A 14,167-nucleotide genomic window follows, 5' to 3' on the forward strand; every position below is an offset into this window, starting at 1 on the left:
CGCTACCGTTGATTGCGCGGTTTCCAGACCACCAACGCGTTGTTACGTGGGATCGGCACCAGTTCCCGGCGGTAGCCGGCATGGATCTTGGCGATCTCGTCAGCCATTTCCCGAACTCGATGCTGCAGAGCCTCGACCTGGTTTGTCAGCTCGATGATCCGCTTGATTCCGGCAAGGTTGACGCCCTCGTCCTGCGAAAGACGTTGCACCTCACGAAGAAGCGCAACATCTCTCGGGGAGTAACGGCGTCCGCCGCCGGTGGTGCGATGCGGAGTCACCAAACCGAGACGGTCGTAGTTGCGCAAGGTCTGCGCATGCATGCCCGCCAGTTCGGCGGCCACCGAAATTACGAAGATCTGAGCATCCGGGTCAAGCGATGCGTCCCTCTGATTCTTCGGTTGCTCGGTCATCACACACCGGCCCACCCGGCCCGTGGATCGAATCCGCTCGCCTTCTCTGCTTCGAGATAGGTCTCGAGCGCTTCGATCGCGGCGTCGTCCAGCTTCTGCGGGACAGACACTTTCACGGTGACCAGTAGATCGCCGGCTCCTTCAGGACGCTTCGGGATGCCGCGTCCACGTACCCGCAGAACGCGTCCGTCCACAGTTCCTGGTGGAACCTTCACTCCGACACGGCCTTCCAACGTCGGCACCGAAAGCGTGGTACCGAGAACCAGTTCGCCGTAGCTCACCGGCACGGTGACCGTCAGATCATCGCCGTTGCGTCCGAACACGGAGTCGGGACGCACCCGGATGTTGACGAACAGGTCGCCGGCGGGAGCGCCGCGGAGTCCCGCTTCACCCTTGCCCTTGAGCCTGATCTTCTGACCGTCGCTGACACCGGACGGCACGCGCACCGTGATGGTGCGGGTGCGGTTGGTGACGCCGCTACCGTGGCAGTCCTCGCACGGCGAATCGATGATGGAACCAGTTCCCCGGCAATCGTCACACGGCTCGCTGAATCCGAAGGCGCCCTGGTTGCGGTTGATGACACCGGTTCCGTTGCAGTGCGGGCACACTCGCGGGCTGGTACCCGGCTTTGCGCCGCTGCCGTGGCACGTGGTGCACGACGCCGGGCTGGTGATCCGCAGCGGAACTGTGACACCGAGCGCCGCTTCGCGGAACCCGAGCGTCGTTTCGGTTTCGAGGTCCTTGCCCCGACGCGGACGGTTGGCCGTCGAGGTTCGCTGCCCGCCGCCGCCTCGGTTGAACAATCCACCGAAGATGTCGCCGAGACCCGAATCCTGGCCGCCGGCACCGCCGCCGAACAGGTCGTTGATGTCGAAGCCGCCGGCGCCGGGATTGAATCCGCCACCGCCGCCACCTTGCGCGCGGGGACCGAATCCGCCACTGGCAAAGAGCCTTCGGGCTTCATCGTATTCCTTGCGCTTCTCCGGATCCGACAGGATCGTGTTGGCCTCACTGACAGCCTTGAAGCGCTCTTCGGCCTTCGGATCGTCAGGGTTGGCATCGGGATGCAGATCCCGAGCCAGCTTGCGATACGCCTTTTTGATCTCGTCGGCCGAAGCTGAGGACGAGACGCCCAGCTCTTTGTAGAAGTCCTTCTCGATCCACTCCCGTTGACTCACTGGGCGTCTCCTCCTCTCGCTGTTACTTTGATTCTTCTTCTGCGCCTGCGCTGCCGTCGGCGGACTGCTCGCCCACTCGATCTGCAACGCCTACCATCGCGTGTCGCAGGACGCGGTCACCGAACTTGTAGCCCTTACGCATGACCACACTCAGGACCGGATCGGCTCCTTCACCTTCGTGCTGCACAGCTTCGTGCAACTCGGGATCGAAAGCGTCTCCCACGGCGCCGAACTCGCTCAAACCGAGACCCGTGAGGGTGGTGTTGAGCTTGTCCGCGAGGGCTCGCAGCGGACCCTCTTCGAGGTCTCCGTGCGCGCGAGCGCGATCCAGATCGTCGAGGATCGGGACGAGCACTCCCACTACGGAGGCCTTCGCGTTGGCGATGTCGACCTGCTTGTCGCGGTCGACGCGGCGCTTGTAGTTCATGAACTGTGCCTGCAAGCTCTGCAGGTCTGCAGTGCGTTCTGCCAACTGATCGGCCAGCGTCGCTTCTTCCACGATGGCCTCGGCTTCCTGCACTACCCCTGTGTCTTCCGAGTCGAGCGGCGGCCGGCCTTCACCGGCCGCCTCTCCCTGTGCACCGGTCTCGGGGTCGACCGGGTTGTTCTCGGAGTTGTCCGAGGTCACTTCTTGTCCGAGTCGGAAGGCTCGTCGACAACCTCGGCGTCGACGACGTCGTCGTCATTGCCTGCGCCGTCGGTGTTTCCGGCTTCGCTGGCTGCGGAGGCCTCGTAGATTGCCTGGCCCAGAGCCTGTGACTCGGTACCCAGCTTCTCCACGGCGGTCTTCACTGCCGAGATGTCGGTGCCGGCGAGGGCGTCGTTGACGTCCTTGATCGCAGCCTCGACCTTGGTCAGGATCTCCTCGGAGACCTTGCCCGCGTTCTCGCCGTCACGCTGTTCCTTGACGAACTTCTCCGTCTGGTGGACCAGCGACTCGGCCTGGTTGCGGACCTCTGCCTCTTCGCGGCGAGCCTTGTCTTCCTCAGCGTGAGCCTCGGCGTCCTTGACCATGCGCTCGATCTCTTCCTTGGACAGACCGGAGCCGTCCTGGATCTTGATCGTGTTTTCCTTGCCGGTGCCCTTGTCCTTCGCGGTCACGTGCACGATGCCGTTGGCATCGATGTCGAAGGTGACCTCGATCTGCGGGACGCCACGCGGTGCGGGCGGCAGATCCGTGAGTTCGAAGGAGCCGAGAAGCTTGTTGTGCGAAGCGATCTCGCGCTCACCCTGGAACACCTGGATCTGCACCGAAGGCTGGTTGTCGTCAGCCGTGGTGAAGGTCTCGCTGCGCTTGGTCGGGATGGTGGTGTTGCGTTCGATGAGCTTGGTCATCACGCCACCCTTGGTCTCGATACCGAGCGAGAGCGGTGTGACGTCGAGGAGCAGAACGTCCTTGACCTCACCCTTGAGGACACCGGCCTGCAGAGCAGCACCGACGGCCACAACCTCGTCCGGGTTGACACCCTTGTTGGGCTCACGGCCACCGGTCATCTCGCGAACCAGGTCGGAGACTGCCGGCATACGGGTGGAGCCACCGACGAGAACGACGTGGTCGATGTCCTTGACGGAGATGCCACTGTCCTTGATCACGGCCTGGAACGGCGCGCGGGTGCGATCGAGGAGATCAGAGGTGATCTTCTGGAACTCGCTACGCGTGAGCTGCTCGTCGAGGAACAAGGGGTTCTTGTCCGCGTCGACCGTGATGTACGGGAGGTTGATGGAGGTGCTCTGCGAGCTGGAGAGCTCGATCTTCGCCTTCTCCGCAGCCTCACGCAGACGCTGCAGGGCCATCTTGTCCTTGGTCAGATCGATGCCGTTCTGAGCCTTGAACTTGTCGACGAGCCAGGAGACGATGCGCTCGTCCCAGTCGTCGCCACCGAGGTGGTTGTCACCGGAGGTTGCGCGAACCTCGACGACGCCGTCGCCGATTTCCAGCAGGGAGACGTCGAAGGTACCGCCACCGAGGTCGAAGACCAGAATGGTCTGCTCGGTGTCGCCCTTGTCCAGACCGTATGCCAGTGCAGCCGCGGTGGGCTCGTTGACGATACGGAGAACGTTGAGGCCGGCGATCTGGCCGGCTTCCTTGGTGGCCTGACGCTGTGCGTCCTCGAAGTATGCGGGGACGGTGATCACGGCATCCGTGATTTCTTCGCCGAGGTAAGCCTCTGCGTCACGCTTGAGCTTCATGAGCGTGCGAGCGCTGATTTCCTGCGGCGTGTACTTCTTGCCGTCAATCTCGACATTCCAGTCGGTGCCGATGTGGCGCTTGACGGAGCGGAGGGTGCGATCGACGTTGGTGACCGCCTGGTTCTTCGCAGGCTGGCCGACGAGGACCTCGCCGTTCTTGGCGAATGCGACGACGGACGGCGTGGTGCGCGAGCCTTCGGAGTTGGCGACCACTACGGGCTCGCCGCCCTCCAGCACTGCTACTACCGAGTTGGTCGTACCGAGGTCGATACCGACTGCACGAGCCATAGTGTTCCTACCTTTCGTTCTGCGGTGCTCTGTCCGAGTGCTTGATCTCGGCCATGACCGCGCGTTTTTCGCTTGGTGAGCGTCCTCCGCTCAAGTTTGCCCTCAACCGAGGCTGAGAGTCAACTCGAAGTTGAGCCGGGGGCGCTCAAGCTTGTCGAAATGGTCAACTACAACACCGGTAAATTTGTTCCCAGCCTCCCGGAAAATTCAGAAATGTGCTTCGGATCACGTGGACTGGCTACTATCGGCCGGTGACGGATCCCGACAATTCTCCCAACGCCGGTACACGACCCAGTCCCGCGAGGCCAGCGGTGTCGATCCGTCCACTGCACCGGCAATCGCAGCACCGGACGCCAAAAGTCTCGATGGCGGCCTGGGCAGGGTCCGTCATTGTCCTCCTGGCAATCGCCGCGATCATGGTCGTGAACCGGACCGAGATCCGAAGCGCACTCGAGTCCTCGATCGCACGGGACAACCCCGATTACTCGGCAAGCGACATCTCCGACGCAGTTACCGTGGTCCTGATCGGCAGTGGCGCTGCCGCTGTCCTACTACTGCTGCTCACTCTCCTGACAGTGCAACTGTTGTCCGCCCGGAAGTCTTCCGCGCGGATCGTGGGTGCAGTGGTGGGTGTGCTCGGGATCGCCGCCGGCCTGGGATTCCGGTCCCTGGTCTCGGGCGCAGTCGACGTGAGCGCCGTGCTCGGCTGGGGACCACTTCTGTACTGCGCCCTGACAGCGCTAGCTGCGATCACCGCTGTGCGCCGATGAAAGTTCACATCCAACTCGACTCAGCACCCGGCGACGGGGCCGCCCGCAGTAGCGAACTCGCCCAGACCGGCGCCGGTGGGCTCTTCACATTCGAAGGGCCGCACGACGTGTTCTTCCCGCTCGTGGAGGCCGCGTCGACGGTGGAGCTGGACCTCATGACCAATGTCGCCATCGCGCTCCCCCGCAGCCCGATGCACTTGGCGCATTCCGCGAACGACCTACAGCTGCTCAGTCGTGGACGGTTCCGCTTGGGCCTCGGTTCGCAGATCAAACCGCACATCGAGAAGCGGTACAGCGCAACGTGGTCGCGGCCGGCGGCGCGTATGCGGGAAACCGTCAGCGCGATCACCGCGATCTTCGACGCGTGGGAACACGGAACTCCGTTGAACTTCCGCGGCGAATTCTTCACACACACCCTGATGCCGCCGACCTTCAACCCCGGCCCCAACCCATTCGGTCGCCCGCCCATTCTGATGGGCGCACTCGGCCCGATCATGACGCGAACCGCAGCGGCCGTGGCCGACGGTCTGCTGGTCATGCCGTTCCATTCGGAGCGCCATTTCCTTGAGCGGACATTGCCGGCCGTCGACGCCGGCCTCCACGAATCCGGCCGAACCCGAGAGGAATTCACGATCATCCCGCAGGTGATCGTGGGCGTCGGACGTGGCGGCGAGCAATTGGACGCAGCGGCCCGCGGAGTCCGAAGCTTGCTCTCCTTCTACGGCTCGACGCCCGCCTACAGACCGGTACTCGACATCGAAGGTTGGGGCGAGGTGCAGCCTCAACTCAATGCACTGTCGAAACGAGGCGGGTACGGCGAAATGGCTTCGCTTATCACCGATCCCATGCTGACAACACTGGCCGTCGTCGGCACGCCGGAAGAATGTGCTACCGAAATCCGGCGAAGATTCGGCAGTCATGCCACCGAAGTGTGTTGCTATTTCCCGGGTTACGACGCAGACCCCTCCGATGTGGCGTCGATGATCGCGGCTCTGGCCAATACCTGATCAAGCCGCCTGATCATGCTCCTAAAGTGCGGGCGAGCTCGATCAACGAATCACGGGCTGCGTCGAGGCTTGCCTTGCCCTGCTCGATCAGCGGTGCCATCGGTGGAATGCGCTGCGCCAAAGTAAGTTCGGCAGTGACAACGGTGACGTTCATACCCATCGAAACACCCAATACCTGCACCAGTGGCGGCACGGTGTGGTCATCGCCTTCGTTCCCCGAGCCCGGCGCATAGGTGTTTCCGCGACTGGACACGATCACCACCGGCTTACCTGCCATGGGCTGAGCAGAAGCTCCCAAAGGCGGCGTATCGAAAGGCACGGTCGTCCCCAACACGTGCACGTAGTCGATCCATGCCTTCAACGTGGACGGGATCGACCAGTTGTACATCGGCGCGCCGATCACGACAACGTCCACAGCCGTGAGTTGTTCGATGACAAGAGCCTGCAATGCTTCGGCCTCGGCGGTCGGCTGCTCTCCCGCTACGCGCAGCCGCGGCGCATAGTGCAGGGCCGCATCAGAAAGGTGTGGCAGCGGATCCCGGTGCAGATCCAACCCGACTACCTCATGTTCAGGGCTGATCTCGGCCCACGTCTGAGCGAACAACGCGGTGAGTTCACGGGACGTCGACGTGTGAAGGTCGGCTGACGAATCGATGTGCAGTAGCTGTGGCATCCTTCCATCAGTACCAGAGCGCGCTCAACTCTTCTCCTCTGCGAGATCGGATTCCGCCGCGTACTGCGCCAGCAGAACACGCTCGCGCTCGCGATGCGGGTAGAAGAACGTCACCACCGCGCCGCCGACGCACACGATGATGATTGCCGCAATGTAGGCCTTGGTATCGCCGTCCAGGAAGGCGCTTTTGGCGGCGGTCATGATCTGATCCGCGTATTGCGGGTAGCGCTCTGCCAGAACTTCGGCGCTAGAGAACGATTTGGTGAGTGCGGCCTGAGTTTCGGGGGTTACCTGGGATGCTTCCGGCGATGACGAGATCGCATTCCCCAACGATTTTGCGTACCCGGCCGTGAGTATTCCACCGAGAATGGACTGCATGATGGCGCCGCCCAGGTCGCGTTGCAGATCCGAGGTACCCGACGCCATACCTGCGCGGTGTACGGGAACGGACCCGGTGAGGGAACGCGATGCGGGAGTACCGGCCAGGCCGACGCCGATGCCGACAAGCGCGTAGGCGAGCGCGACCTGCCAGTACTGTGTGCTTTCGTTCCACATGAACAGCGCGACAAACAATCCGAGAACCACAAACAGGTAACCGGAGAGCAGAGTGACGCGGGCGCCGTACCTTTCGATCATCGTCGCCGACCGCGGCGCAACGATCACCATCGCAACAGCCGCCGGAATGATGGCCGCACCGGCTGCCAGCGTCGAGTAATCGAGCACGTTCTGCAGGAACTGCTGGCCGATGAACATGGCGCCCATGAGCGAACCGAACACGACCAACCCGCCAACCGCCGCGACCCAGAAGGTGGGGCGAGCGGCTACGTGCAGGTCGAACAGTGGATTGACAGCGCGTCGTTGTTGCAGGAAGAAACCGATGCCTGCAACCAGCGCGATGGCGCCCAGGACCAACGCCATAGTCCCGGAACCCTTGACCGGCGCGAAGTTGATGGACAACACCAGCGCCCCGATAAAGACAACGGACACGATTCCGCCGAGATGATCAACCGGATCGGTGGTCTCGTTGACATGGGCGGGAACCAGAATCACGGCGCACACCAAAGCCAGAAGAGCCAACGGGAGGGTCACGAAAAAGACCGAGCCCCAATCGAACTTCTCGAGCAATGCTCCGGACACGATGGGGCCGAGAGCCGAAATTGCGCCACCGATCGCGGACCACATCGCGATCGCCTTTGTCCTCGCCGGCCCAGCCCACAGCGCCGTGATGATCGCCAGCGTCGTCGGAAACGCCAGGCCCGCCGAGATACCACCGACGATGCGGGCCGCGAACAACACTTCGAAACCGCCTGCGAACCCCGCGACCAGCGACGCCGGAATCGACAACGCCATTCCCGTCACCAGGAGCATCTTGCGGCCGTACCGGTCACCGACGGCACCGAGATACAGGACTGTGCCTGCCAATCCCAGTGAATATCCGACGGCTATCAGATTGAGTTGTGTCTGACTCGCGTCGAACGCCTTACCGATGTCCGGCAGGGCAACATTGGCCACCGAAAGATTGAGGTTTGCCACCGCCGCAACCAGGATGAGCGTGCCGAGTACGTAGGTGGCACGATCCGGAGACTTCGACGTGATGTCGTTCGACATAGGGCTGCTCCCAACGAGGCCGAATCCGAACCAGGCATTTTGTCCGGATCATTCCGAACTCAACATAGATCCGTCAGCTCGGTCCCGCAGGACGAATGACATCCCTATTCGGCCACGATTTCCGCGAGGACACCTTCCGCACTACGCGCTGCGACCTGACACGCTCTGGCTGTGAACTGATCGAACAGTGGGTGCGAGGACAATGTGCGCCACCGGTGAGCTGCGTCCGCAGCCTGGACTCGCTGAGCATCCAGGCTCTCCCCTTCAGCCGTCCCCAAGCGGTCGTGCGTCCTGATTCCATGGCCGCCGATCACTCTCTGCAACGCAGCGAGATCCGGCGACGACAGATCGGTGTGCACCGATCCGAGTCGCCCGAGCAGTCGTAGTTCCCGAAAACCGTGCACATCGGCGAGGAGTCGCGCCGCTGCCGCCGCTATCGGTGCGATGTTCTCGCGGGGGTTGCGTTCGAGCAGACGGCTCAGTGTTACCAGCGCTGTATGGGATTTGAGTTGGTCCGCGCGCTGTCCGAACTGAACATCGATCACGCGGCGCAACTCGTCCAATCCACTGCGCTGGAGCAATTCCGCTGCCAGCGTGGGAGAATCACCGACGCCCAACTTGACGGACGTCACCGCCAGACGAATCCCGAACAGCCCGAACCGTTCCACCAACTGAGCCCGCATCGCCGCATCAACCGGCAGCGAACTGTCTTCCCGGACAAAACGATCCGCCGACAGCATCGCCGAGCTCAGATCAGCTGCAGGCACCTCGGCGAGCATCGAGAACGCGGCGAACTCGCTCTGCCGCAAAGTGCGGGCAGCCAGGGCCAACAGTCCGGCAACCGGAACCACCGACTGGCACAGGCCCGAACGGCCGAGTTCCTCGGCGAACCGTCCCGCCACATCTTCGGCCGACGCCATCGCGTCCAGTCGGCCGGCGCCCACTTCGTCGGCGCGCGAGAGCACACCGATTACGCCCAGCGGACCTGATTCACCACCGACATGTTCGGAAACCTTCGTCAAAAACTGCAGGTCAGTCGCATTCAGTGCCCGCAGCAAATACACGACGGCATCAGCGCCCGGCACCCCGTCGTCGGGAACGAGTGCTTTCCACGTCCGGGCCGAGACGTCTGTGGACAGCGACGACGTGCCGGGAGTATCGATGATCGTCATGCGCGCCAGCGCCGACGACGGCCACTCCACGTCGATTCGATCGACGATCTCGGACGTGCGCTGTCCCAGATCGAACGTCAACCGGCCGCTGTTTCGTGCCACCGGTATGTTGAAATCCGTGCCGCTGGAGTCGGTCGCACTGACCTTCGGCGTCGTGCCGTTTCGATACCAGGTGACGACTCGCGTGCATTCTGTTGCATCTGTCGGCGCAATATCCTGCCCGACAAGAGAATTGAGTAGCGTGGACTTGCCGGCTTTGAGCGACCCCGCCAGAGCGACCCGCAGCGGTTCGTCCAACCGCGCGGCGCACTCGTCGAGTTGAGCGCACAGGTCCGGGTTGTCGGCGAATAGTCCTCGTGCCTGCGCGATCAACACGCGCGCCGACTCCGTAGCAGCACCATTCATGCTCTGACCTCAGCTTTCCGCGAGCTGACCGCGTGCACTCGCTCGCCGACCAACGATCCGGCCAGCGTGTTCAATTCGTCTGCCGCCCGCAGATTCTCCTCGAGCTGAGCGATGCGTCCCGCCCGCTCACTCGATTCCAATTTTGCGGCTTCCTGCGTCGCCCGCAACGATTCGTTGATCGAGCGCAAAGCCTGCTCGGCGATGTCGGTGAAATGATCGCGCAAGAGTCGCTGAACTAACCGGAGCCGGTCCTTCGATTCCTTGCCTACTTGGAAGCTCACGTCGTCCGCGTACCGCCTGATCGCCGATTTTGCATCGGCCCTACGCTTCAGCACTTGCGTTTGCTTGTCTTCGCGATAAGCCTTGGTGCCGAGCAGAACTCCGGCGCCGATCGAGATCGGATTCACCAGCGCCATACCCATCATCGTGGTGATCAGCCCGAACATCAGGACGCCGCCGTACGAACCGCGCATTCCCACAAGAACTTTCTGCGTGATGCCGATACGGCCCGATTCGAGATCCGACAGCGCGGCAACGGGTTCGAGGAAGGCATCGGTGTCGGCAAGGTCGATCTGCGGTAGTGCCACGTCACCGGTTTCGGCGAAGTGTTCGGCCACTACCTCCGCCAACCACTGAGCGCGATCGTGCGCCCACACGAAGTTGTCGCCGATGGCCGTTGCGATTTCTTGCTCCAGCCAGGTCCCGACAGCATCCCAGTCCTTGCCCGGGTCACACTCGTCGACGGTTTCCTCGGCCGCTCTGGTGACGCGGCGCAAACGGTCACGCAGGTCGTGATCGATATCTGCAGCGAGATCGGCGATTCCGTCACCGAGGCTTTGCTGCCAGCGGGAAGTCTTCTTGTGCAGTTCTTCTGCCACTTCCCTGGCCCGATGCAACCCGGCCACGGCCGCCTGCGCGGTCGACGGATCACGGAGCGCCGCAAGCTCACTGCCCATTTCCAGCGACAAGTGGGCGGCAATCGACCGCACGTCCATCACCACCGCTCGCCGCGTATTTGCCTCGGCCCGGGCAACAACCTTGTCCCGCAAGAACTGATAGAGGTCGGGAAATCCGGATTCCGCATCGAGTTCTCGATCATCCAAGCGCAGCGCATGTGATCGCAGGACCGAAGATATCGGAATCAGCGGAAGCTCGAGGCCCGCCCGGTGCAGATGACCCTGATTTGCGTCGACGATCTGTCGCCAATGCGGGTACAGGTCCGTCTTGCTGACGAGGCCCGCGACAACGGGGCACAGATTCAGGACCTGCCTGATGAACGCGACTTCGGGTTCCGTGAACTCCGCGCTGGAATCCGAGAGCACCAGCACCGCATCGGCCGAGGTAATCAAGCCCAAAGTTCCAGCAGCATGCGGATTTCCGTGACCTCCGACGCCCGGCGTATCGATGAAGACCAGCCCGTCGGCCAACAGTGGGCTCGGCACGAAGACGTCGATGCGAAGAACCTCACGCCCATCGGCACGTGCTGTTGTCGGCGTAATGCCGAGCAGCTCGTCGAGCGGCAGCGGAACTCGCCGAGGTTCACCACCAGGTTCGGCGAGAACCAGCTCTGCGCCAGCAGTTTCCCCGTATTGAACTACCGTTGCGACGGCCGTTGTCTCGTCGTCTCCGACAGAGCACACGTCGCAACCGAGCAAAGAATTCACGAACTGGCTCTTGCCCTGATTGAGCGGACCGACAACAACGATGCGAATCCGGGGATCGGTGACCCGCACCTGCGCACTCTCGACGCGTGCGACCAGATCGGAACGATCGAGATCTCGCGCAAGCACCGCTGTTCGATCGAGCAACGACGCGGCCGCCGACGCGACGCGCGCCTTGCGACTGCTGACCTGATCCGCTGCAGTTTCCATGTGCTCCGTCAACTCGCAGTTCTTCCGATTCGGCAATTCCGGCCCTGCACGCTTAGCGCGCACAGGGCCGGAATTGTTACATCAGTCCGTTTCCGTGCCCGTCGATTCAGGGATGCAGGTTGTCGAACACTGCCAGCGGATCGACATGCTCGACGACCTCTGCAACCGAGTCCGGAGCGAACAACGACTCCGAGGAATCAGCACCAAGGGAGCTGGTCGATCCGGTCCCGAATGCGTCACTGGCGTCGATCGACGACCAGGGATTAGTCGAGCCACCGTCGAACGAGCCACCGAGGGCTCCGTCCAATGAACCACCGAGTGCACCTGAACCGTCGAGTGCGCCCCCAAGCGAACCACCGATCTGCGTCGCCGCATCAGTCACCGCGTCGAGGCCGGCTGCTGCGTCGAGACCGGCACCTGCGTCAAGGACACCACCAACCGTCGAGTTCAGGCCGGCGCTGATCCCGCCGATGTCCAGCCCTTCGGCGGAGATACCTCCGAGATCGAGTGCAGGCAGATCAGCGCTGACGGAACCGAGGTTCACAGCCCCCAGGTCGAGGTTGGGCAGGGTTGCGCCGATCGAACCGGTATCGAAGCCGCCGGCGTTCAGTGCTGCATCCAACGAGGCGCCAAGCCCTGCGACGGCGTCGCCGCCGATTACCGAACCCGCGGATCCGTTCAACACGCCGCCGAGTGCGCCGCCGAGGTCTGCCCCTACCGATCCTCCGCCGCCCAGAGCGCCGGACAACACTGTGGAAAGCTCGGTTCCGAGATCTGCGCTTCCGCCGAGCACGGCGTCGAGGTCGAGTCCGCCGCCGAGAGCTAGAGCCGAATCCAGAGCACCAGCCAACGCTGCTTCTACCCCGGTGTCGAGGCTGCCGCCCACTCCCAGTGCGCTGGTGAGCGCCCCGCTGAGCACGGCGCCGAGATCAAGATCGCCGGCCAGCCCGGTCAGTGCGCTGACGTCTGTCAGGGCTCCCAGAGTGCCGCCGAGCGATGCTCCGAGGTCGGTGCCGATCGATCCGCCTGCCGCCAGTGCGGTGGACAGCGCAGCGCTCAGGTCGCCGCCGAGGTCGATCCCGCCACCTAGTGCCACTGCCGATTCCAGTGCGCCGGACAGGCTTGCACCCAGTCCACCACCGAGAGCGAGGAGTCCGTCGAGGCTTCCGGCACCGTCGAGCACTCCGCCGAGTGCCAGGCCGAGATCCGTACCGATGTCTCCGCCGACCGCGAACACCGGAGCCAATGCACCGGAAAGCCCCGCCGCCAAGTCCAGCCCGCCCGCTGCCGCAATTGCAGCGTCGAAGGCCGCACCCAACTCGGTCGTCAGAGATCCACCCACCCCGAGTGCCCCACTCAGAGCCGCGCTGATCTGCGCTCCAAGGTCGAGAACTCCTTCCAGGTCAACAGCCGATCCGAGCCCGAGACCAGCTTCGATGACGCCACCAAAAGCAGCTCCGAGCTGCGCGCTGATATCACCGCCGAATCCGAGGGCTGCACCCAGAGCACCGGCAAAATCACCGGCGACGTCAATCCCACCGCCCAGTGCCAAGGCCGATTCCAGTGCGCCGGACAAGCCGGCGCCCAATCCACCACCGAGAGCGAGGAGACCCTCGAGGCTTCCGGCACCGTCGAGCACTCCGCCGAGTGCCAAGCCGAGGTTCGCGCCGATGTCTCCACCAATCGCGAACACCGGAGCCAATGCACCGGAAAGCCCGGCCGCCAAGTCCAGTCCACCGGCTGCGGCAATCGCAGCGTTCAGGGCCGCACCCAACTCGGCCGTCAGAGATCCACCCACCCCAAGTGCCCCACTCAGAGCCGCACTGAGCTGCGCTCCGACGTCGAGAACTCCCCCGAGATCAACAGCCGAGCCGAGCCCGAGACCAGCTTCGATGACGCCACCAAGAGCAGCTCCGAGTTGCCCGCTGATGTCACCGCCGATCGCGAGGGCTGCGCTCAGTGCGGCGGCAAAATCACCGGCAACATCTATCCCACCACCGAACTCACCACCGAGTGCTCCGCCGAGACCCAGTCCGGCTCCCGCTCCGAGACCGACGCTGCCTCCCAGTCCGAGGCCCGCGCCCAGTCCGCCGCCAAGACTGCCGCCGATTGCTCCGGCTGCCTGCGTTCCGGCGTTGACAATCGCGGACAGGTCGGCGCCCGCTCCGGCAAAAAGTCCGGACTCGGCAACAAGTGGTGCAACGGCGACGATGTCGGCGGGACTCACTTCGCACAGGCCTGCTGCGTTGAGTGCTGCGACGGGATTTGCGCAGTACTGAGCGGCTGCCTCGTCGTCACGCAACAGACCGAGAATGAATTCGAGTACGGCATTGGTAGCCATGATGGGTTCTCCTGAAATCTTGGTGAGTATCGCGGTTCGAGCGGATGATGCTTCGCTGCATGCGAATCGACTGCCCTCAACGCTAAGTCGGTCGAGTGCGAAGCCCAACGGGGAACACCCCCACTCCTGCACCTGATCGCAGACAGCTTCCCCCGGTATCGGCGTTAGGGGATTTCCCTCGGATAGGGGATCGCTCCCCTACTTCGCATCGCGGAGCGTCGGGAAGTAACAAAACCGTCCTACATCCCGACATT

At 63.2% G+C, this 14,167-nt stretch carries 11 protein-coding genes; 2 read left to right on the top strand and 9 right to left on the bottom strand.

What is annotated here, in order from left to right:
* Positions 1-2: 2 nt before the first annotated feature.
* The 4 genes from FFI94_RS23990 to dnaK are packed head-to-tail and all read right to left on the bottom strand — an operon-like array spanning position 3 to position 4,066.
* Positions 3-410, bottom strand: a complete 408-nt coding sequence (locus FFI94_RS23990) for a heat shock protein transcriptional repressor HspR (protein ID WP_138870012.1) — start codon at positions 408-410, stop codon at positions 3-5.
* The gene (gene dnaJ / locus FFI94_RS23995; RefSeq protein WP_138870013.1) at positions 410-1,588 is read right to left on the bottom strand and encodes a molecular chaperone DnaJ; all 1,179 of its coding nucleotides are present in this window, start codon (positions 1,586-1,588) and stop codon (positions 410-412) included. Before dnaJ ends, FFI94_RS23990 begins: the two co-directional genes overlap by 1 nt.
* A 22-nt stretch (positions 1,589-1,610) precedes the next feature.
* On the bottom strand, positions 1,611-2,216 hold the full coding sequence (grpE, locus tag FFI94_RS24000) for a nucleotide exchange factor GrpE (protein WP_138870014.1): 606 nt from the start codon (positions 2,214-2,216) through the stop codon (positions 1,611-1,613).
* The gene (gene dnaK / locus FFI94_RS24005; protein ID WP_033235710.1) at positions 2,213-4,066 is read right to left on the bottom strand and encodes a molecular chaperone DnaK; all 1,854 of its coding nucleotides are present in this window, start codon (positions 4,064-4,066) and stop codon (positions 2,213-2,215) included. The genes grpE and dnaK overlap by 4 nt, the downstream gene beginning before the upstream one ends.
* A gap of 251 nt (positions 4,067-4,317) precedes the next feature.
* Here dnaK and FFI94_RS24010 point away from each other — a divergent pair, with 251 nt between their 5' ends.
* Both FFI94_RS24010 and FFI94_RS24015 read left to right on the top strand, forming a co-directional pair.
* Positions 4,318-4,836, top strand: a complete 519-nt coding sequence (locus FFI94_RS24010) for a hypothetical protein (RefSeq protein WP_185993302.1) — start codon at positions 4,318-4,320, stop codon at positions 4,834-4,836.
* A complete protein-coding gene (locus FFI94_RS24015) occupies positions 4,833-5,843 on the top strand; it encodes a TIGR03617 family F420-dependent LLM class oxidoreductase (RefSeq protein WP_138870015.1) in 1,011 nt (336 codons plus the stop codon). The genes FFI94_RS24010 and FFI94_RS24015 overlap by 4 nt, the downstream gene beginning before the upstream one ends.
* 13 nt (positions 5,844-5,856) lie before the next feature.
* On the opposite strand, the gene FFI94_RS24020 is transcribed toward FFI94_RS24015, so the two are convergent.
* From FFI94_RS24020 to FFI94_RS24040, 5 genes are all read right to left on the bottom strand, one after another.
* Positions 5,857-6,516, bottom strand: coding sequence for an FMN-dependent NADH-azoreductase (locus FFI94_RS24020; RefSeq protein WP_138870016.1), 660 nt, complete (start codon positions 6,514-6,516; stop codon positions 5,857-5,859).
* A gap of 24 nt (positions 6,517-6,540) precedes the next feature.
* Positions 6,541-8,124: an MFS transporter gene (locus FFI94_RS24025; protein ID WP_138870017.1), complete on the bottom strand. Its 1,584-nt coding sequence runs from the start codon at positions 8,122-8,124 to the stop codon at positions 6,541-6,543.
* Positions 8,125-8,228: 104 nt separating this feature from the next.
* Entirely contained in the window at positions 8,229-9,701 is a 1,473-nt protein-coding gene (locus FFI94_RS24030) for a dynamin family protein (RefSeq protein WP_138870018.1), read from the bottom strand.
* Complete coding sequence (locus FFI94_RS24035) at positions 9,698-11,572, bottom strand: dynamin family protein (RefSeq protein WP_138870019.1); 1,875 nt, start codon at positions 11,570-11,572, stop codon at positions 9,698-9,700. The genes FFI94_RS24030 and FFI94_RS24035 overlap by 4 nt, the downstream gene beginning before the upstream one ends.
* 106 nt (positions 11,573-11,678) lie before the next feature.
* Complete coding sequence (locus FFI94_RS24040; protein ID WP_138870020.1) at positions 11,679-13,913, bottom strand: IniB N-terminal domain-containing protein; 2,235 nt, start codon at positions 13,911-13,913, stop codon at positions 11,679-11,681.
* Positions 13,914-14,167: the final 254 nt, after the last annotated feature.

Origin of the sequence: Rhodococcus sp. KBS0724, from assembly GCF_005938745.2 — a bacterium.
GTDB lineage: Bacteria > Actinomycetota > Actinomycetes > Mycobacteriales > Mycobacteriaceae > Rhodococcus_F.